Raw genomic sequence first — 18,477 nt, 5'->3', positions numbered from 1 at the left:
GCTCTTCACCAACCGAGTCGGGTGGGTGGGCAACAGGTCAGTGGAGGATCCAGACCACCGGGGCCGCTGCCGTCAGGGGAAGGGCCACGCCCGCCGTGAAGTGGACGAACCTCGACGGGTAGTCGTAGCTCGCCGCCCGGTGGCCGACGAGGGCGCAGACCGCGGCCGACGCTCCGATCAGCGCGCCCTTCGTGCCCAGCCCCGTCATGCCGCCCACCGCGATGCCCGCCCCGGCCGCGGCCAGCAGGGACACGGCGACCGACGCCGGGGTCGGCAGGGGCAGCGCCCGGGCCAGGACCGCCACCGCGACCGCGGCCGCGCCGACCGACACCGCGTCGGGGTCCGCGCCCAGGTAGCCGGTCGCGATGATCGCCAGTGCGGAGGAGGCGACGGTGGCCATCAGGCCGTACATACGGGTGTCGGGGTCCGCGTGCGAGCGCAGCTGGAGGACGAGGGTGAGCAGGACCCAGATGCCCAGGGGGCCGAGGATCGCCGCCGGCGCCTGGTCGCGGCCCGCCACCAGTACCGCCACGTCCGCCGTGACCCCGCCCAGGAAGGCGAGCGCGATGCCCTGCCGGGCCGGCCACATGCCGTTCAGCCGGAACCAGCCCGCCGCCGTCACGGCCTGGAGGATCACCAGGGGGACGACCAGGGCGTACGAGGAGATCGGCGCCGCCACCGCGAGCAGCAGGCCCAGCAGTGCCGTGAGCAGCGCCGGCTGCATGCCCGGTTCGATGACCGGCGAGCGGCCCTCCAGGCGGGCCCGCTGGGCGTCCGTGATCCGCGCGTTGCCGGCGAGGGTCGCGGGACCGTAGTCCCGGTCGGCGGCCTCGGCGGAGGCCGGGGTGGGGGTCGGGGTGGGGGTGGGTGCCTGGGGCTGCGCCTGCGGGGGTGCGGGGTACGCCTGCTGCTGGTCGGCGACGTACGGCCGCTCGTACGACTGCGGTGGCAGGTACCCCGTCTCCGCGGCCGCCGCCTGCACCGGGGCGTGCGTCTGGGTCTCCCAGGTCTGCCCCTGCCACTGCTGCGTGGCGTACTGCTGCTCCTCGTACCCCCACTGCGGCTGGGCGGGGGGCTGCTGCCGGTACGGGTCGTGGCCCTCGTACGGCTGGTACGGGTCATACGGCTGGTTGGTCATCGCTCTCGCTCACCCTCCTGCGAACGGCGGGAGCACCTCGACCGTGCCGCCCTCGGCCAGCCGTACCGTCTCATGTTCGCGCGTGCCCACGGGGTCACCGTCGATGAGGAAGGAGCATCGCCGCAGGACGTGCGCCAGTTCCCCGGGGTGTCGCACGCGTACCTCCGCCAGCGCCTCGGCGAGGGTGTCCGCGTCGTACGGCTCCTCGGCGATGCCGGCCGCGGCCTTCGCGGCGGCCCAGTAGCGCACCGTGACCTTGGGCATCCGGTTCCTCAAGAGAGTCGATCAATCGGCTGTGTACAGGTCAGGCTAGCCCGCCCGGGAGGCCGCCCAGTCGCCGATCCTGGCCAGCAGCAGGTCGTCCGCCGCGTGTTCGGCGTGGCCCATGCCCGGCTCCAGCCAGAGCTCGGCCGCGCCACCTGCGGCGTCGGCCAGCATCCGGGGGTGGTCGACCGGGAAGTAGCCGTCGCTGTCGCCGTGCACGATCAGCAGCGGGGTCGGGGCGATCTTCGGCACCGCTTCCACCGGGGACAGCGGTACCGGGTCCCAGTCGCGGTGGTGGATACGGGTGTGGAAGCCGTAGCGGCCGACGAGGCGGCCCTCCGGTCTGGTGACCAGCCAGTGCAGGCGGCGCATGGGGGCGGTGCCGCGGTAGTACCAGCGGGCGGGGGACGACACGGAGACCACGGCGTCCACTCCGGCGTGCAGGGCCGCGTGCCGCAGGACCACCGAGCCGCCCATCGAGAAGCCGACGGTGACGACGCGGGTGTGGCCGAGGTTCCGGGCCCACGCCACCGCCGCCGCCAGGTCGAGGACCTCGCGGTCGCCGACGGTGGTACGCCCTGCGGACCGGCCGTGGCCGCGGAAGGAGAAGCTGACCACCGGCGCGTAATCCGTCAGGGCCGCCACCACCCGTCGTACGTGTGGCCGGTCCACGTCGCCGGTGAAACCGTGGGCCATGACGAACACAAGGTCACGGGAGAGTGGCCGGGAGCCGTCGTATACGACCGCGGCGGGATCGTATACGGAATCGATGGAAACCCCGTCGTCCGTGCACAGAAACGTCCGCATAGAGCCGTTTCTGCTCGTCTCATATGCCGGACGAACGATGGAACGTGCCACATGACCTGCCGGACCAATGCTCATGTGGGCTATTCTGCTGGGCAGAGGACTCGGGCAGCGCCGCCACCGGGTCCTTTTGTGCTTTCGGAAGGGCTGTATACGAAGCGGGAAACTCCAGGTGACCGCCGGTGTACGGAACATCGGGAGCGCAGCGCAGTGTCATTGCACACAGTCCTCGCAGGGACCGAGGAGGAACCAGACATATGAGTTCTCTGCTGCTCCTGACCAACGCCCTCCAGCCGTCGACGGAGGTGCTGCCGGCTCTCGGCCTGCTCCTGCACAACGTGCGGGTCGCACCGGCCGAGGGGCCCGCACTCGTCGACACCCCCGGTGCCGACGTCATCCTGATCGACGGCCGCCGCGACCTCCCGCAGGTCCGCAGCCTCTGCCAGCTGCTCCGCTCGACCGGCCCAGGCTGTCCGCTCATCCTCGTCGTCACCGAGGGCGGGCTCGCCGCCGTCACCGCCGACTGGGGCATCGACGACGTGCTCCTCGACACCGCGGGCCCCGCCGAGGTCGAGGCACGGCTGCGGCTCGCCATGGGCCGGCAGCAGATCGTCAACGACGACTCCCCCATGGAGATCCGCAACGGCGACCTGTCGGTCGACGAGGCGACGTACAGCGCGAAGCTGAAGGGCCGGGTCCTCGACCTCACCTTCAAGGAGTTCGAGCTGCTGAAATACCTCGCCCAGCACCCCGGCCGGGTGTTCACTCGCGCACAGCTGCTCCAGGAGGTCTGGGGGTACGACTACTTCGGCGGCACCCGGACCGTCGACGTACACGTACGACGGCTGCGCGCCAAGCTCGGCGTGGAGCACGAGTCCTTGATCGGAACCGTCCGGAACGTCGGTTATCGATTCGTTACGCCGGAGAAGGGCGACCGGCTCAGCGACGAGGCCAGGGCGAAGGCGGAGCTCGCAAAGGCGGAGGATGCGGACGCATCGGCCGCCCTGGACGCGGTCGAGGTACCCACGGAGGCATAGCCGTCGTCCGGGCGAGGCATGGGCGTCGCCCGGACGGGGCATTGCTTCCGCAAGCGAAGCTTCGATACGCCCTGCCCAGAGCGGGTCCATCCGCGTAGACTCCGCGCGTGGCCAAGGTGACTCGGGATGATGTGGCGCGGCTGGCGGGGACTTCCACCGCCGTTGTCAGCTATGTCATCAACAACGGACCCCGGCCGGTCGCCCCGGCCACGCGCGAGCGTGTCCTCGCGGCGATCAAGGAACTGGGGTACCGGCCTGACCGGGTCGCCCAGGCGATGGCCTCGCGGCGCACCGACCTCATAGGCCTCATCATCCCGGACGCCCGTCAGCCGTTCTTCGGCGAGATGGCGCACGCGGTCGAGCAGGCCGCGTCCGAGCGCGGGAAAATGGTGCTGGTCGGCAACACCGACTACGTCGGGGAGCGCGAGGTCCACTATCTGCGCGCGTTCCTCGGGATGCGGGTCTCGGGCCTCATCCTCGTCTCGCACGCGCTGAACGACCTGGCCGCCGCCGAGATCGAGGCCTGGGACGCCCGGGTGGTGCTGCTGCACGAGCGGCCGGAGGCGATCGACGACGTGGCGGTGGTGACGGACGACCTCGGCGGCGCCCAGCTCGCCGTCCGCCATCTGCTGGAGCACGGCTACGAGTACGTGGCCTGCATGGGCGGCACCGCCGACACCCCGGCCGTCGGCGACCCGGTCTCCGACCACGTCGAGGGCTGGCGCCGGGCCATGGCCGAGGCGGGCCTGCCGACGGAGGGCCGGCTGTTCGAGGCGCCGTACAACCGGTACGACGCGTACAAGGTGGCCCTCGACATCCTCGCCGGCCCGCACCGCCCGCCGGCGGTCTTCTGCTCCACCGACGACCAGGCGCTCGGCGTCCTGCGGGCGGCCCGTGAGCTGCGCATCGACGTGCCGGGGGAGCTGGCGGTGGCCGGCTTCGACGACATCAAGGAGGCGGGTCTTGCGGACCCGCCGCTGACGACGATCGCCTCCGACCGGCCGGCGATGGCCCGCGCGGCGGTCGACCTGGTCCTGGACGACGGCCTGCGGGTGGCGGGGTCGAGGAGGGAACGCCTGAAGACGTTTCCTTCCCGGCTGGTGGTACGGAGTTCCTGCGGCTGCGTGTAGTACGTCGTCGGCTGCGGGTGCGTCGTGGTTGCTCGCGCAGTTCCCCGCGCCCCTGACGGGGCGCTGTAGCAAGGGGCGCCACAGACGCGCCCCAAGGGGCGCGGGGAACTGCGCGACCAGCCCCCACCGGCGGGCACCCACAGGAAACCCTTCATGAACCCTTTCTGAGAACCCTCCCCGACCTGCGAGAAGCTTCCTTATATCGGGCAAACACGCTTCTCGCGGCGTTCTCAGCGGGCACTCAGGAGGCTCTCATGGTCGCGGGACAAGCTATTTGTCATGACCGAGAGCTTCCGCCGCAGCGGCGAGTACGAGAACCCGCAGGGTCCCCAGGGTGACGCCTACCAGGGCGCGTACCCCCAGCAGCAGCACGCCTCCTCCCCTGTCAACCCGGAGTGGCCGCCCCCGCCCACCCACCAGCCTGCGCAGCAGCCGGTGGCCGCGGAGCCGGCGGCGGACGGCGGTCAGGGCGGCGGCTACGGCGGCGGTACGGCCGTACTTCCCACCGTCGGCCCCGAAGCGGAGCACCCGGCGGAGCACCCGGAGCACCCCGAGCACTCGGCCCATGCCAAGAAGAAGCGCACCCGGGGCCCGATAGCCCTCCTCGCCGCGGTCGCGATCGTCGCGGCGGCCGTCGGCGGCGGCACCGCGTACGCCTTCCAGGAGCTGACCGGCAAGAACGACGTCGTCTCCAGCAGCACCACCACCAACGTGGTGCCCTCCAGCAAGAAGGGTGACGTCGCCGCGATCGCCGCCGCCGTCAGTCCGAGCGTCGTCGAGGTCAACGCGACCCTCAGCAACGGCACCTCCACCGGTTCCGGCATCGTCATCACCAGCGACGGCGAGATCATCACCAACAACCACGTCATCTCCGGCGCCCAGTCGGTCAAGGTCTCCACCAGCGACGGCAAGTCGTACACCGCCGAGGTCGTCGGCACCGACAGCTCCAAGGACCTCGCCCTCCTCAAGCTCCAGGGCGCCTCCGGCCTCAAGTCCGCCACCCTCGGCAACTCCGACGGGGTCCAGGTCGGCGACTCGGTCGTGGCGATCGGCTCCCCCGAGGGCCTGACCGGCACCGTCACCAGCGGCATCGTCTCCGCGCTCAACCGGGACGTGACCGTCTCCACCGACGAGGGCCAGCAGCAGCAACAGCAGGGCAGCGGCGGCAGCGGCCAGTGGCCGTTCTCCTTCGGCGGCCAGCAGTTCAACGGCGACACGGGTTCGTCGACGACGACCTACAAGGCGATCCAGACGGACGCCTCGTTGAACCCCGGCAACTCCGGCGGCGCGCTGATCGACGCCGGCGGCAACATCATCGGCATCAACTCGGCGATGTACTCGGCCAGTTCGGACTCCTCGTCGTCCTCCTCGGACGCGGGCAGCGTCGGCCTCGGCTTCGCCATCCCGATCAACACCGTCAAGTCCGACCTGGCCAAGCTGCGGGCGGGCTCCACCAGCTGAGCAACGGCACAGCACCAACAGCAAGGGAGTACGTCATGATCAAGCAGGTTTCGCACACGATGGCCGCCGACAGCCCGGCCGGTTTCAGCCTGGCCCTTGCCGTGGCGTACGAGCTCCACGCACCGACGGAGGCGGCGGTGGCCCCGACCCCGGCCCCGCGCGCCCCGGAGGTCGCGTCGGCTCCGCAGCTGATGGGCCTGCGTACCTCGGCGGCCCGGCCGCACCAGCGCAAGGTGCCGCTGAGCCGCATGACCCTGGTACGCGGCTAGGGGCGTTCCGTCCCACCAGCGTGCATACCCGACAGCCCGGAAACATGCGAGGCTGAGAGGCGTCCCGACCACGAACCACCGCACCCCGAGGAACCGCGAGCGATGAGCCCCGCCGATGGCGACCGTGAACCCCAGCGCATCCTGATCGTCGACGACGAGCCGGCCGTACGCGAGGCTCTCCAGCGCAGCCTCGCCTTCGAGGGGTACGAGACCGAGGTCGCGGTCGACGGCGCGGACGCGCTGGAGAAGGCGACCGCCTACAAGCCGGACCTGATCGTCCTCGACATCCAGATGCCGCGGATGGACGGCATGACCGCGGCCCGCCGCATCCGCGGGGCCGGCGACACCACCCCGATCCTGATGCTGACGGCCCGCGACACGGTCGGCGACCGTGTCACCGGCCTCGACGCCGGGGCCGACGACTACCTGGTCAAGCCGTTCGAACTCGACGAGCTCTTCGCCCGTATCCGGGCCCTCCTCCGCCGCAGCTCCTACGCGGCGTCGCTCTCCGACGGCGCCCAGGAGGACGAGGCCCTGACCTTCGGCGACCTGCGCATGGACCTGGCGACCCGAGAGGTCACCCGATCCGGCCGCCAGGTCGAGCTGACCCGCACCGAGTTCACCCTCCTCGAAATGTTCATGGCACACCCGCGCCAGGTCCTCACCCGCGAGCAGATCCTCAAGGCCGTCTGGGGCTTCGACTTCGAGCCGTCCTCCAACTCCCTCGACGTCTACGTCATGTACCTCCGCCGCAAGACCGAGGCCGGCGGCGAGCCGCGCCTCGTCCACACCGTGCGCGGCGTCGGGTACGTCCTGCGCCAGGGCGGCGCGGAGTGAACAGGCTCGCCCGCCGCTTCCGCAACCTCCCGCTCCGGTCCCGCCTGTCGATGCTGGTCGCGGCGGCGGTGGCGTTCGCGGTGGCGGCGGTTTCGGTGACGTGCTGGTTCATTGTGCAGGGGAAGCTGTACGACCAGCTCCGGAACGACTTGCAGAGGGAACAGCGCGGGCCGGCGGTATACGGGATCCTCAGCAACGCCATCGCCGACTGCTCCGAAACGCCCCAGGACGCCAACAGCTTCCGGACCAACTACGGCCAGGCAGTCACGCTGGACAACAGGGTCTGCCTTCTGCCCGGCTCCACGGGCGAGGTCAAGGTCACTCAGGACGACAAGAACGTCATCAAGGCCGGGGACACCGACACGCTCTACTTCCGCAACGGCACCGACAAGGACGGCAACGCACTGCGCGTGATGACGCAGGTGTTCCCCACCGATACCGGCTCCTACGTCGGACTGGTCACCGCCGTCCCCCTGAAGAGCACCCAGGACACCCTCAAAGACCTCGCCCTGATCCTCCTCCTCGTCTCCGGTATCGGAGTCCTCGGCGCCGGAGCCGCAGGCCTGGCCGTCGCCCGCGCCGGTCTGCGCCCCGTCGACAAGCTCACCGAAGCCGTCGAACACGTCGCCCGCACCGAAGACCTCAGTGTCCGCATCCCGGTGGAGGAGGAGTCGGACGACGAGATCGCCCGCCTGTCCCGCTCGTTCAACAGCATGACCAGCTCTCTGGCGAACTCCCGGGAGCTCCAGCAGCAGCTGATCGCCGACGCCGGCCACGAACTCCGCACCCCCCTGACCTCCCTCCGCACGAACATCGAACTCCTCACCCGCAGCGAGGAGACCGGCCGTCCGATCCCCCCGGCGGACCGCAAGGCGCTGCTCGCCTCGGTGAAGGCGCAGATGACGGAGTTGGCGTCGCTGATCGGCGACCTCCAGGAGCTGTCCCGCTCGGAGGGGCAGCGCGGTGAGCGCGTGCAGATGGTGGCCCTTCAGGACACGGTCGAGGCGGCCCTGCGCCGCGCCCGGCTGCGCGGTCCGGAGCTGACGATCACGGCGGACGTCCAGCCGTGGTTCGTCCGGGCGGAGCCCTCCGCCCTGGAGCGGGCGATAGTCAACATCCTCGACAACGCGGTGAAGTTCAGCCCGGAGGGCGGCAAGATCGAGGTCACCCTCGAACGCGGCGTCCTCACCGTCCGCGACCACGGCCCCGGCATCCCCGAGGACGAACTCCCCCACGTCTTCGACCGCTTCTGGCGCTCACCGAGCGCACGGGCCCTCCCCGGCTCCGGCCTCGGCCTCTCCATCGTCGCCCGCACGGTCCAGCAGGCCGGCGGCGACGTCACCCTGGCCCGCGCCAACGGCGGTGGGACCGTGGCGACGGTACGGCTGCCGGGGGCGCCTACGGCTCCGCCGGAGACGCCGGGGCAGGCGGTTTGAATTCCAGCCAGAAGACCTCCTCGACCAGGATCTGCGGATCCTCGATGCGTCGGGAGAAGGTGTATTTCAGCCAGCCGTTGCCGTAGTCGAAGAAAAGCGCGTGGGCGCCCTTCGGTTGGGTGGACCGGATCGGCCTGACTTTCATGCCCTCGGGGAGGCCGACATCGGTCTCGATGCCGCGGAAACAGGGATCCTTGGCAACAACTAACTCGGCACGCGCCGCGTAGACCATTTCCCGCACGTGCGCAGGCAGCGCTTCCAGGGCAGCAAGAGCATCGAGCCGCCAGTCCATCTGCCAGGGCGGCCCCATGAAACCGTCGGTCACTCCCCGGGCTCCACAGCTTGCACCCGATGGCGGATCCGCGCCGCCTCTTCGAGGAGAGCCTTCGCCTCACTGATGTCGGTGCACACGTTCCCGGCCCGGTACTCAAGATCATGCACGTACGCGTCCAGCTTGGGGTCGCGCGCGAGGGCGTACTCGCCCCACCAGAAGGCCATGAACGCGCACACGGGACCCACGTCGTACGCGTCGGCGATCGCCCACTTCCAGTGCGCGTCGAAATCCGGCAGCAGCACGGGCGCATGCTCAGCGATGGCGTCCCGCAGCGCCTTAGGCGTCCGCTCCGGCATAGGCGGGATGACCTGGTCGTTCTCCGTGGCGTGAGCGGTCATGACCGATGCCCTCCTCCGACGCTTCAGGTCTACGACCATAGCCGCCTCGCACTTCGTGGATCCGTTGTTCGTGTCGTCGTCACGGGATCCAGCGTGTAGGCGGCGCCGCCTCGAACATCAGCTCTTCGGGCATATGTCACCCAAATGTGCGCCAATCGGCCTCTCCCTTGACCCCGGCCACGAACCCGGACCAGGACGCGGCCGAGAAGACGAGCGGGCAGGCCACCGGGAGCTTGCTGTCTCGGACGGGGACTGTGCCGGGGTGGCCGAAGGCGATCTCGACACAGTTGTTGTCTCCCCCGTCGCTGTAGCTCGACTTGCACCACATGGCGTTGCTGAGATCGGGGGTGCGGGTCATGGTCCGTGCTCCTCCAATAGGCCCCTGTGAGTTCGCCGTACGTTCCGCGCTGACCAGGGCGACCGAGTCGCTGGAGGACGTGATCCGCATCGCCGTCAGCCGGGGCGGGCGTCTGCTGGAGCGCGACGGGTGAGATCACGTACGGCGCTCAGTAGAAGCCGAGCATCCCCGGGGAGTCGATGTCGATGGCAACCACCCCAGGCGGATAACGGTCTTCGCGGTCCGTCAGGAGGATCGACATCCCGTTGAAGTCGGGCCGCGGTAGCGCAGCGTACAGAGCATGGCAGGTATCGGCTCCGCCGTATCCGTCCCGGATCATGGTGCCGACGGTGGCTGCCGCGGCCGTGTCCAGCTCGTCGACCTCGGCGGAAGAGAACGCGAGGACGCGGCGTGCGACGCCCTCGTCCTCCGACTCCGCGTGCATGAGGCAGATCGCAGGGATGCGCAGGAGATCGCCAGGGGTACGCGCCATGTTCGCGGCCAGGAGGTTCAGCGTTTTAGGCCGTCCGCCAACGCGCAGGTCGCGCTGGTGTCGAGGATGATCACGCTGCTGCGATCCCCTTGGCCGCGCGCGCCTTCTCAGCGGCAATCCGACGGATGTTGCCGAGCACGTATGGAACCGGCCGAGCCGACTTTCACCGGCTTCACCCGTTCGTGACAGTCGCCCATCACCTTCGTCCTGAACCCCGGTTCGGCGAGCGAAAAGCGACCCACGCCGACCCGCCCCCCTGCAAGAGAGCACTCACCCGCGCTTCGGGCCCGTGATCGTCTCCCCGATCACGAAACCCTTGGCGGAACTTTCGGGAACCGTGACCTCGGTGCCGTAGGGGACACGGTGGATGTCCTCCCAGTCGGCCTTGTCGGGGCGAGGGCCGGTGAAGACGGTGACGGCGCCCTGGCCGTCGTAGTCGTCGATGATCACGTACACGGGGATTCCGGCGCGGGCGTACTCGCGGCGCTTGCGGATGCGGTCACGGTCCTGGTTGCGTTTTCCGGGGGAGACCACCTCGACGATGAGGTGCACAGCGTCGGCCCTGACTCCCATGTCATCCTCGTCACCGCACGGCTCCGTGTCCTCCGGGGCGACGAAGACATCTGGGATCCATGCCTTGCAATTGTGGATCACGTTCCCATCCTGGTAGCAGGTGTACTCACCTCCGTCCAGGAACTTGTCCAGGGCCTTTCGCACGCGATTGGCGATCTGCATGTGCGAACGGCGAGCGGTGGGCGACACCTCGATGGCTCCCTCGATGATCTCGGCGCGGTAGCCCTCGGGGAGTTCCATGGCCTTCCATGCCTGCCACAGGACCTCGTCCAGGTCAGGTCCGTTCACGATGTCAGCCGAAGCCTCGGACATGGTCTCGGGCCTCTCATGTGCGAGAGCGGTCAAGGTGGCACCTCCTCATCAAGTGTGGGCTGGGCGTGCCTGCGGCACAAGCAACGCGATCACGGTAGGTAAGACGCCGTGAGTGACCAGGGGAATCGACTCCAGCTCACCCGTTCGAGCGAAGACGGAAGCGAAGACGGAACGGTCCACCACCGCTCAGCTCGAACCACGTCCCTTCGCCGGCCCCGGCCGGTCACGGACACCCTCGGTCAGCCGGCGGCGAGCTCCGGCCAGCCGCAGCTCAGCAATGCGCAGGCGGCCCCGCAGAAGATCGCGGACCAGCCCGGCGACTGGATGCCCACCGCCTCCTGACGCCTCAGCAAGCCGCCTTATCCTCTCCCCAGTCGCGCACCCGTTCGGTGCGCCTGGTGAGGGGCACGAGACGTGGACGAGGGTGGAGTCGAGCGGGAGTACCGGAGGCGGCGCAACCCGCCCCTGGGGCAGTTCCTCCTGCTGGGGCTGATACTGCTGAACGCGCTCATCCAGACCGGCCGGGTCGACGCCGACCGCGGCGGGAGCAGGTTCCGGTGGGAGCCGCCGTTCATCGTGGCGCTGCTGGTCCTGGCGGTCGCGCGGATCGCGCTGGAGCAGTTCCGGGCGCGCACCAGGGTCACGGCCGCGGGGATCACCGCGCAGGGTCCGGTGCGTGCGCGGAGCTGGGCCTGGTCCGAGGTGTACGACATCCGGGTCGAGCAGGCGCCGCGCGGTTCCGGGCGGATGGCCCCGCAGTGGCTCACCTACCTGTACGACTTCCAGGGCCGCCGCTTCCTGCTCCCGCACCTCAACGACTGGCAGCTGGACGACCCCTACGCCGAGGTCGCGGAGCTGTGCCTGGCCGCCGCCCCGCACCGCAGCCTCACCTGGGAGCGCCGCCCGGACGTCGAGGAACGGATCCGGCAGGGGGCCGTGCGGCGCAGGGCGTGGATGTGGGGGGTGTACGGCGGGATCGGGGTCTTCTTCGCCATGTTCGTGGTCGACATCGGGCTGATCCTGATGGAACGTCCGGACCATCCGCTCGTGCTCTTCGTGTGCGTACCCCTGGTCTCGGGCGCCGTCCTCGCCGCCGCACTCCAGTGGTACTGGAGCACCCGGCCGCCGCGCGACGGAGTGGCGCAGGGGCCCGACTGAGGCCACAGCGGGCCGACTTGCCCTCTCCCCTGTCGTGCACCTGATCGGTGCGTCACGTCCGGGGAGGGGGCCTCGATTGGGGGGCGGATCGCGCGGCGCAAGGAGCGGATCAGGCGGGGAGCCCTGGCCGTGGGACTGCTGGTCACAGCGGCCGTCGTCCTCCGGTGACCGGCCGGCTCCGACGGCCGTAGCCCATCCACATCCCTCACCCAGGCCCGTCACAGCCCCTCGTCACACTTTTGTCAGATGGCGAGTCAGATGGCGAGGAAGATTTTGCTGGCCGACGACGACGCGGCCGTGCGGGACGGGATCAGCCGGCTGCTCAGGTTCGAGGGATACGAGACGCTCCTCGCCGGGGACGGCAGAGTGGCCCTCGATCTCCTCGGGGCCCCGGAGAGCGAGCCCGACCTGGTGCTCATGGACGTGGAGATGCCGGGCCTCGACGGTCTTGCGGCCACCCGGCGGATCCGGGCCTCCGGGTCCACCGTGCCCATTCTCATGATCACCGGGCGGAACGCGGTCGGGGACCGCATCGTCGCCCTCGACAACGGTGCGGACGGGTATCTGGCCAAGCCGTTCGCCGCCGAGGAGCTCCTCGCCCGGGTACGGGCGTTGCTGCGGCGCAGTCCGCGGCGGGAGGCGCAGGCGGCGGGGACGGAGCCGGGCAAGGACCGTTTCCTCGGGTACGACGACGTCGCGATGGATCTGCGGACCCGGACCGTGCACCGCGGGGACCGGGCCCTCGACCTGACCAAGACCGAGTACGCGCTGCTGGAGTTCCTGCTGCGGTATCCGGGGCGGGTGCTCAGCCGGGAGCGGATCCTGCGGGACGTGTGGGGCTTCGAGTTCGCGCCCGCCTCCAACACGCTGGACGTCTACATCATGTACCTGCGGCGGAAACTGGAGAGCCGCGGCGAACCGCGGCTCATCCACACCGTGCGCGGGATGGGGTACACCCTGCGGACGGCTCCTGCTTCTTGAACTGCCTCCTGAGCCACCGACGTGGCTACCACCTGAGGATCATCGTCTCGTCCGGGGCCGCCGCCGGTTCCGCCGCGATGGCCTCCGGGAGCGGGTGGGCCAGGGCGGCGTAGGCGCCGCCGCGGGCGAGGAGTTCGGCGTGGGTGCCCGCCTCCACCAGGCGGCCGTGGTCGACGACGAGGATGCGGTCGGCGTCGGGGGCCAGGGTGAGGTCGTGCGTGATCATGATGGTCGTGCGGCCGGCCATGAGCCTGCGCAGCGGGGCCACCACCTGGCGGGCGGCGATCGCGTCCAGGCCCGCGGTCGGCTCGTCGAGGACGAGGACCGGGGCGGCGCGGAGCATCGCGCGGGCGATGGCGATCCGCTGGAGCTGGCCCCCGGAGAGGGCGGCCGTGCCCGGGGCGATGTGGGTGTCGTAGCCCTCGGGGAGGGCGGTGATGAAGTCGTGGGCGGCGGCGTCGCGTGCCGCCTGCTCGATCTCCTCGTCACTCGCGCCGGGGCGGCCGCACTCGATGTTCTCGCGGACCGTGCCGTTGAGGATCAGCGTCTGCTGCGGGAGCAGGGCGACGTTCTCGCGGAGGAACTCCAGGGGTACGTCGGTGAGCGGGACGCCGTCCAGGCAGATCACGCCGGCCGAGGGGTCGTAGAAGCGGGTGAGGAGCTTGGAGAGGGTGGACTTGCCGGCGCCGCTCTTGCCGGTGACCAGGACCAGTTCGCCGGGGCCGACCGCGAAGTCGACGTCTCGGAGGGAGGCGCGAGGGGACTCCGGGTAGCGGAAGGAGACGTTGTGGAAGCTGACCCAGCCGCGGACGGGCCAGGAGCCGACCGGCAGGGCGGGGTCGGTGACGGCGGGCTCGGCGTCCAGGATCTCGCCGATGCGCTCGGCGCCCGCGGTGGCCGCGGTGAGGGTGAGGCCGAGCTGGCCGAGGTTGCGGATCGGCGGGTAGAGGTAGCCGAGGAAGGCGGCGAAGGCGAGGAGCTGGCCCAGGGTCATGCGGTCGGCGGAGATCTCCCAGACGCCCAGGCCGATCACGGCGAGCACGCAGAGGGTCTCGACGACCTCGACGAACTGCGCGTACATCTCGCTGAGCCGGGCTCCGCGCACGCTCGCCCGCATCCAGGCGCGGGCCTCGACGTCGAGGCGCTTCTCCTCGTCCCGGCGGCGGTTGTACGCCTGGGTGAGGACGACGTTGCCGAGGGACTCCTCGACCACGGAGGTGATCGCGCCGTCGGCGACCCGCTCGTCCTGAGAGGCGGTCCTGATCCGGCCGGAGAAGCGGCGGGCGGCGAACAGGAACAGGGGTGCGAGGACGAAGGTGGCCAGCGCCAGGTCCCAGCGCAGCCAGAAGGCGGCGGCCGCGTAGAAGACGGCGGAGAAGGCGGCGGCGACGGTGCCGACGACACCGGACACGACCATCTGCTCGATGGCCTCGACGTCACCGGTGAGGCGTTCCACCAGGTCGCCCTGGCGGTGCTGCTGGAAGAAGTGCGGGGGCAGGTCCTGGACGTGCCGGAAGACCTTGGCGCGCAGGCGCAGCACGAATCTCTCGGCGGTCCAGGTGGCCAGCGAGTTGCCGAGGTAGCCGACGAACGCGCCCACCGCGGCGACCAGCAGCCAGGCGCCGGCCGGGCCCCAGAAGGCGGAGAGCGAACCGGCCTGCAGGGCGTTGTCGGTGAGGTCGGCGAAGAGCAGGATCGCGGCGGTCTCGGCGAGCGCGGACACCACGACACACGCGATGATCATCCACAGCCACTTGCGGTCGCCGCGGGTCAGCGGCCAGAAGCGGCGGAAGGCCGTACGGGCTTCTCTCATGGTCGGCAACTCCCTTCAGGGGTGTCGGGGCTTCGGAGGGGCGGGGGTGGACATGGCCGAGGCGGGGCCACCGGTACGACCACGCGTAACCGGTGACCCCGCCTCACGGCTTGCCTCAGTGCTGGTCGCCGACGGGGCGCTTCGGCTCCGGCTTCTTCGGCGCGGGCTTCTTCGGGGCCGGGGCCGGCTTGCGGTGCTTCTTGACGGGGACGATCTTGTGGAAGCTCATGGTGTTCTACCTCTCCGTGGTGACTTCTGTGGGGACTTCTGTCCTGGTTCTGCAACAGTTTCTCTACTGCCCCGCTGCAACAACCTGTGAATTAATTTGAATTACGTCTGTAAATTCTTTGTCAGCGCTCGTCGCCGACCGGGCGGCGGTTCGGCTCCGGCTTCTTCGGCGCGGGCTTCTTCGGGGCCGGAGCGGGCTTGCGGTGCTTCTTGACGGGGACGATCTTGTGGAAGCTCATGAAAATTCCCTCCTCAGGGCTGGTGACTTAGCGGTTACCGACGGGGCGCTTGGGCTGGGACTTCTTGCAGTCCTTCTTCTTCGGCTCCGGCTTCGGGGCGGGCCGCTCGGACTTCTTCACCGGGACGATCTTGTGGAAGCTCATGCTCTTCTCCTTCGTTCTGCCGTCCGCGCCGTTCGCTTTCGACATGGAAAACATTACGTGATCCGAGACCCGGAGAAAGCCATTTTCACTTAGACCTCGATGAATTGCGGCTGAGATGAATTTTCAGAAGCAACCGGGAACCGTTCGCTGCCTCACATAGGTTTTATCCAGCAGATCCGGCAGCTCCAGCAGAAAGGGCCCGGTACGCACGGGTGTGCGTACCGGGCCCTCGGGCGGGGCGGAGACGGCGGCTACTGCACGATCGTGATCCGGTTCGCGGCCGGCGGCGCGAGCGGGTTCGTGGCCGAGGAGTTGGCCGTCAGGTACTGGGCGAGGGCCGACAGGTCGTCGGTGCCGACGAGGTCTCCGGTGCCCTGGCCGAGGGTGGTGAAGCCGTCGCCGCCGCCCGCGAGGAAGGAGTTGGTGGCGACGCGGTAGGTGGCGGCCGGGTCGATGGCCGTGCCGTTCAGCTTCACCGAATCGGTGACGACACGGTCCGCGCCGGTCTTCGTCAGGTCGAGGGTGTAGGCGAGGCCGGCGGACGGCTGGAGGATCTTCGGGGCGGCCGCGTTCGTACCGCTCACCTGTTCCTTGAGCACCTGGATCAGCTGCGCGCCGGTGAAGTCCTGGAGGTTCACGGTGTTGGCGAACGGCTGCACGGTGAAGCCCTCGGCGTACGTCACGACGCCGTCGCCCTCACTCCCCTTGGCCGCGTACGTCAGCCCGGCCCGCACCCCGCCCGGGTTCATCAGCGCGAGGTCGGTCCCCGGGTCCAGCTCCTTGCCGTACGCGAACTGGGCGTCGGCGATCAGGTCGCCCATCGGGGACTCGGTGCCGGTGTTGTTCACGTCGGCGGAGATGTGGCCGATGGCGCGGTTGCCGATCGGGGCGGCGAGGGTGTTCCACTTGCCGATCAGCTCGGTCATGTCGGGCGCCTTGGCGACGTCCCGGGTGACCACGTGGTTCGCGGACTGGACGGCCGTACGCGCGATGTCACCGGTACGGCGGTCGTAGGTCAGCGTGGTGTCGGTGTAGAGGCGGCCGAAGGAGGCGGCGGACGTGACCATGCGGGGGTTGCCGGCCGGGTCGTCGACCGTGCACACGTACGCGGTGTGGGTGTGCCCGGTGACCAGCGCGTCCACGGCCGGGGTCACGTTCTTCGCGATGTCCACGATGGGACCGGAGATGCCGTCGCCGGCGCCCGGCGAGTCGCAGTCGTGGTTGTAGCTGGACGAGGACGGGAAGCCGCCCTCGTGGACCAGCGCCACGATCGACTGGACGCCCTGGCGCTGGAGCACCTTGGCGTACTTGTTGATGGTCTCGACCTCGTCCTTGAAGGCCAGGCCCTTGACGCCGTCGGCGGAGACGATGCCGGGCGTGCCCTCCAGGGTGACGCCGATGAACCCGATCCTGACGTCCTTCTTCTGCCAGACCCAGTAGGGCTTGAGGATCGGCTTGTCCGTCTTCTCGTCCAGGACGTTGGCCGCCAGGTAGGGGAAGTCGGCGCCCTTGAACTTCTTGCCGGTGTAGCAGCCGTCGGTGGGGTGGCAGCCGCCGTTCTGGAGGCGGGCCAGTTCCCTGGCGCCCTCGTCGAACTCGTGGTTGCCGACCGTCGTCACGTCCAGGTCGAGCTTGTTCAGCGCCTCGATGGTCGGCTCGTCGTGGAAGAGACCGGAGATCAGCGGGGAGGCGCCGACCATGTCGCCGCCGGCGGCGGTGACGGAGTACGGGTGTCCCTTACGGGCCTCGCGGAGATGGGTGGCCAGGTACTCGACACCACCGGCGTCGATGGTCTTCGTCGTCCCGTCGGCCTGGGTCTCGGTGACCCGGCCCGAGGAGCCGGCCGGCGGCTCCAGGTTGCCGTGCAGGTCGTTGAAGGAGAGCAGCTGGACGTCCTGGTAGCGACTGGGGTGCTGGTGCCCGTGCCCCTTGCCGGAGTGCGCGTCGGCGGGCAGCGCACCCGCCAGGGCCGCGACGGTGGCGAGCCCGGCGGCCGACGCGAGCAGCGCGTAGGTACGCCGTCTGGAGGGTCTGGACTGCGCTTGCATGGAGCCCCCTGTGGGTCTGCTGAGAAGTGGCCCGGTCCGGCGCAGCCTAGGGTCAACGCGCGTAGCACGACAGGGGGTTCATGGTTACATCTTGGTTGCCGGTTGCCCCGCCCTTTACCTTTCCCCGGTGTCCCCACTTTGCCGATCAGGCCCCGTACCCTCGTACGCATGACCAGCGACGACACCGCACGGCCCCCCATGTACTCCCGCTCCATCGACACCTTCTCCGCGCTCACCCCGGATCAGGCCGAGGCCGTAGGGGAACTGCTGGCGGCGGCCGCGCGGGCCGACGGCCAGCAGCCGGTGTCCGAGCAGGGCCGCCTCCAGCTGACCGGCGGCGCCCGGGAGGGCGTCTCCCATCTGCTCCTCTCCGTCGGCGGCGAACTCGTGGGCTACGCCCAGCTGGAGGACACCGACCCGGTGGAGGCGCCGGCCGCGGAACTCGTCGTGCACCCCGATCACCGCGGGCACGGTCACGGCCGCGCGCTGGGCGCCGCCCTGCTGGCCGCGTCCGGCAAGCGGCTGCGGGTATGGGCACACGGCGGCCACTCCGCGGCCCGCCACCTCGCCCAGGTCCTCGGCCTCACCCTCTTCCGCGAACTGCGCCAGATGCGCCGCCCTTTGACGGACCTGGACCTGCCGGAGCCGAAGCTGCCCGAGGGCGTCACCGTCCGCGCCTTCGAGCCCGGCCGGGACGACGCGGCCTGGCTGGCCGTCAACGCCGCCGCCTTCGCCCACCACCCGGAGCAGGGCTCGCTCACCCAGCGCGACCTGGACGACCGCAAGGCCCAGCCCTGGTTCGACCAGGCCGGCTTCTTCCTCGCGGAGCGCGGCGGCGAACTCCTCGGCTTCCACTGGACGAAGGTCCACGACGCGGAACGCCTCGGCGAGGTCTACGTCCTCGGCGTCTCCCCCGCGGCCCAGGGCGGCGGCCTCGGCAAGTCCCTCACCACGATCGGCCTGCGCCACCTGGCCGACCGCGGCCTGCCGACGGCGATGCTGTACGTCGACGCGGACAACACGGCGGCGGTGGCGGTATACGAACGCCTGGGCTTCACGACCCACGAGACGGACCTGATGTACCGGACGGAGACCTGAGGGGG

Annotated in this window: 20 protein-coding genes; 10 read left to right on the top strand and 10 right to left on the bottom strand. The window is 70.0% G+C overall.

The window, feature by feature from the left end; all coding sequences use genetic code 11:
* Positions 1–37: 37 nt before the first annotated feature.
* From ACFWPS_RS03735 to ACFWPS_RS03725, 3 genes are read right to left on the bottom strand one after another with little or no spacing between them, the layout of a single operon-like run.
* Positions 38–1,138, bottom strand: a complete 1,101-nt coding sequence (locus ACFWPS_RS03735; RefSeq protein WP_383700555.1) for a hypothetical protein — start codon at positions 1,136–1,138, stop codon at positions 38–40.
* A gap of 9 nt (positions 1,139–1,147) precedes the next feature.
* The gene (locus tag ACFWPS_RS03730; protein ID WP_217546294.1) at positions 1,148–1,402 is read right to left on the bottom strand and encodes a MoaD/ThiS family protein; all 255 of its coding nucleotides are present in this window, start codon (positions 1,400–1,402) and stop codon (positions 1,148–1,150) included.
* 45 nt (positions 1,403–1,447) lie between these two features.
* On the bottom strand, positions 1,448–2,284 hold the full coding sequence (locus ACFWPS_RS03725) for an alpha/beta hydrolase (RefSeq protein ID WP_383700552.1): 837 nt from the start codon (positions 2,282–2,284) through the stop codon (positions 1,448–1,450).
* 179 nt (positions 2,285–2,463) lie between these two features.
* Between ACFWPS_RS03725 and ACFWPS_RS03720 the strand changes: the two genes are divergently transcribed.
* The 6 genes from ACFWPS_RS03720 (at position 2,464) to ACFWPS_RS03695 (ending at position 8,376) form a co-directional block, all read left to right on the top strand.
* Positions 2,464–3,243 (top strand): response regulator transcription factor, encoded by a 780-nt coding sequence (locus ACFWPS_RS03720; RefSeq protein ID WP_217546290.1) that lies wholly within the window; start codon positions 2,464–2,466, stop codon positions 3,241–3,243.
* Between the two features lie 107 nt (positions 3,244–3,350).
* Complete coding sequence (locus ACFWPS_RS03715; RefSeq protein WP_383700550.1) at positions 3,351–4,373, top strand: LacI family DNA-binding transcriptional regulator; 1,023 nt, start codon at positions 3,351–3,353, stop codon at positions 4,371–4,373.
* Between the two features lie 279 nt (positions 4,374–4,652).
* Positions 4,653–5,834, top strand: a complete 1,182-nt coding sequence (locus ACFWPS_RS03710) for a S1C family serine protease (RefSeq protein ID WP_383700548.1) — start codon at positions 4,653–4,655, stop codon at positions 5,832–5,834.
* Between the two features lie 35 nt (positions 5,835–5,869).
* Entirely contained in the window at positions 5,870–6,103 is a 234-nt protein-coding gene (locus ACFWPS_RS03705) for a hypothetical protein (protein ID WP_383700546.1), read from the top strand.
* Positions 6,104–6,205: 102 nt separating this feature from the next.
* Positions 6,206–6,940, top strand: a complete 735-nt coding sequence (locus tag ACFWPS_RS03700) for a response regulator transcription factor (protein WP_383700544.1) — start codon at positions 6,206–6,208, stop codon at positions 6,938–6,940.
* On the top strand, positions 6,937–8,376 hold the full coding sequence (locus ACFWPS_RS03695; RefSeq protein WP_383700542.1) for an ATP-binding protein: 1,440 nt from the start codon (positions 6,937–6,939) through the stop codon (positions 8,374–8,376). Before ACFWPS_RS03700 ends, ACFWPS_RS03695 begins: the two co-directional genes overlap by 4 nt.
* On the opposite strand, the gene ACFWPS_RS03690 is transcribed toward ACFWPS_RS03695, so the two are convergent.
* The 3 genes from ACFWPS_RS03690 to ACFWPS_RS03680 form a co-directional block, all read right to left on the bottom strand.
* A complete protein-coding gene (locus tag ACFWPS_RS03690) occupies positions 8,339–8,701 on the bottom strand; it encodes a hypothetical protein (protein WP_383700540.1) in 363 nt (120 codons plus the stop codon). The two genes, ACFWPS_RS03695 and ACFWPS_RS03690, sit on opposite strands and share 38 nt — an antisense overlap.
* On the bottom strand, positions 8,698–9,048 hold the full coding sequence (locus ACFWPS_RS03685) for a hypothetical protein (protein WP_383700538.1): 351 nt from the start codon (positions 9,046–9,048) through the stop codon (positions 8,698–8,700). The genes ACFWPS_RS03690 and ACFWPS_RS03685 overlap by 4 nt, the downstream gene beginning before the upstream one ends.
* A 136-nt stretch (positions 9,049–9,184) precedes the next feature.
* Positions 9,185–9,406 (bottom strand): DUF397 domain-containing protein, encoded by a 222-nt coding sequence (locus ACFWPS_RS03680; RefSeq protein ID WP_383700536.1) that lies wholly within the window; start codon positions 9,404–9,406, stop codon positions 9,185–9,187.
* Here ACFWPS_RS03680 and ACFWPS_RS03675 point away from each other — a divergent pair.
* Positions 9,405–9,539: a hypothetical protein gene (locus ACFWPS_RS03675; protein WP_383700534.1), complete on the top strand. Its 135-nt coding sequence runs from the start codon at positions 9,405–9,407 to the stop codon at positions 9,537–9,539. The genes ACFWPS_RS03680 and ACFWPS_RS03675 overlap by 2 nt on opposite strands.
* Before the next feature lie 15 nt (positions 9,540–9,554).
* Here ACFWPS_RS03675 and ACFWPS_RS03670 read toward each other — a convergent pair whose 3' ends face one another.
* Both ACFWPS_RS03670 and ACFWPS_RS03665 read right to left on the bottom strand, forming a co-directional pair.
* Positions 9,555–9,830, bottom strand: coding sequence for a hypothetical protein (locus ACFWPS_RS03670; RefSeq protein ID WP_383700532.1), 276 nt, complete (start codon positions 9,828–9,830; stop codon positions 9,555–9,557).
* A 318-nt stretch (positions 9,831–10,148) separates the two neighbouring features.
* Positions 10,149–10,796, bottom strand: a complete 648-nt coding sequence (locus ACFWPS_RS03665; RefSeq protein ID WP_383700530.1) for a Uma2 family endonuclease — start codon at positions 10,794–10,796, stop codon at positions 10,149–10,151.
* Positions 10,797–11,177: 381 nt separating this feature from the next.
* Here ACFWPS_RS03665 and ACFWPS_RS03660 point away from each other — a divergent pair, with 381 nt between their 5' ends.
* A complete protein-coding gene (locus ACFWPS_RS03660) occupies positions 11,178–11,921 on the top strand; it encodes a PH domain-containing protein (RefSeq protein ID WP_383700528.1) in 744 nt (247 codons plus the stop codon).
* A 258-nt stretch (positions 11,922–12,179) separates the two neighbouring features.
* Positions 12,180–12,902, top strand: coding sequence for a response regulator transcription factor (locus tag ACFWPS_RS03655; protein WP_383700526.1), 723 nt, complete (start codon positions 12,180–12,182; stop codon positions 12,900–12,902).
* Positions 12,903–12,927: 25 nt separating this feature from the next.
* On the opposite strand, the gene ACFWPS_RS03650 is transcribed toward ACFWPS_RS03655, so the two are convergent.
* Positions 12,928–14,715 (bottom strand): ABC transporter ATP-binding protein, encoded by a 1,788-nt coding sequence (locus ACFWPS_RS03650; RefSeq protein WP_383700524.1) that lies wholly within the window; start codon positions 14,713–14,715, stop codon positions 12,928–12,930.
* A gap of 862 nt (positions 14,716–15,577) precedes the next feature.
* Positions 15,578–17,374 (bottom strand): bifunctional metallophosphatase/5'-nucleotidase, encoded by a 1,797-nt coding sequence (locus ACFWPS_RS03645; protein ID WP_383700522.1) that lies wholly within the window; start codon positions 17,372–17,374, stop codon positions 15,578–15,580.
* A gap of 168 nt (positions 17,375–17,542) precedes the next feature.
* Here ACFWPS_RS03645 and mshD point away from each other — a divergent pair, with 168 nt between their 5' ends.
* Complete coding sequence (gene mshD / locus ACFWPS_RS03640) at positions 17,543–18,472, top strand: mycothiol synthase (protein WP_383700520.1); 930 nt, start codon at positions 17,543–17,545, stop codon at positions 18,470–18,472.
* Positions 18,473–18,477: the final 5 nt, after the last annotated feature.

The organism is Streptomyces sp. NPDC058457, assembly GCF_042720695.1.
Taxonomy (GTDB): Bacteria; Actinomycetota; Actinomycetes; order Streptomycetales; family Streptomycetaceae; genus Streptomyces.
The sequence above is the reverse complement of the archived record's forward strand: the minus strand, read 5'-3'. Positions and strand labels throughout refer to the sequence as shown.

Bases quoted from the DNA above. Each gene is read 5' to 3' on its own strand.
- ACFWPS_RS03670 (WP_383700532.1), bottom strand. From the start codon at position 9,830: ATGCACGCGGAGTCGGAGGACGAGGGCGTCGCACGCCGCGTCCTCGCG.
- ACFWPS_RS03730 (WP_217546294.1), bottom strand. From the start codon at position 1,402: ATGCCCAAGGTCACGGTGCGCTACTGGGCCGCCGCGAAGGCCGCGGCC.
- ACFWPS_RS03710 (WP_383700548.1), top strand. From the start codon at position 4,653: ATGACCGAGAGCTTCCGCCGCAGCGGCGAGTACGAGAACCCGCAGGGT.
- ACFWPS_RS03645 (WP_383700522.1), bottom strand. From the start codon at position 17,374: ATGCAAGCGCAGTCCAGACCCTCCAGACGGCGTACCTACGCGCTGCTC.
- ACFWPS_RS03685 (WP_383700538.1), bottom strand. From the start codon at position 9,048: ATGACCGCTCACGCCACGGAGAACGACCAGGTCATCCCGCCTATGCCG.
- ACFWPS_RS03720 (WP_217546290.1), top strand. From the start codon at position 2,464: ATGAGTTCTCTGCTGCTCCTGACCAACGCCCTCCAGCCGTCGACGGAG.
- ACFWPS_RS03700 (WP_383700544.1), top strand. From the start codon at position 6,206: ATGAGCCCCGCCGATGGCGACCGTGAACCCCAGCGCATCCTGATCGTC.
- ACFWPS_RS03725 (WP_383700552.1), bottom strand. From the start codon at position 2,284: ATGAGCATTGGTCCGGCAGGTCATGTGGCACGTTCCATCGTTCGTCCG.
- ACFWPS_RS03675 (WP_383700534.1), top strand. From the start codon at position 9,405: ATGGTCCGTGCTCCTCCAATAGGCCCCTGTGAGTTCGCCGTACGTTCC.
- ACFWPS_RS03735 (WP_383700555.1), bottom strand. From the start codon at position 1,138: ATGACCAACCAGCCGTATGACCCGTACCAGCCGTACGAGGGCCACGAC.
- mshD (WP_383700520.1), top strand. From the start codon at position 17,543: ATGACCAGCGACGACACCGCACGGCCCCCCATGTACTCCCGCTCCATC.
- ACFWPS_RS03705 (WP_383700546.1), top strand. From the start codon at position 5,870: ATGATCAAGCAGGTTTCGCACACGATGGCCGCCGACAGCCCGGCCGGT.
- ACFWPS_RS03655 (WP_383700526.1), top strand. From the start codon at position 12,180: ATGGCGAGGAAGATTTTGCTGGCCGACGACGACGCGGCCGTGCGGGAC.
- ACFWPS_RS03650 (WP_383700524.1), bottom strand. From the start codon at position 14,715: ATGAGAGAAGCCCGTACGGCCTTCCGCCGCTTCTGGCCGCTGACCCGC.
- ACFWPS_RS03680 (WP_383700536.1), bottom strand. From the start codon at position 9,406: ATGACCCGCACCCCCGATCTCAGCAACGCCATGTGGTGCAAGTCGAGC.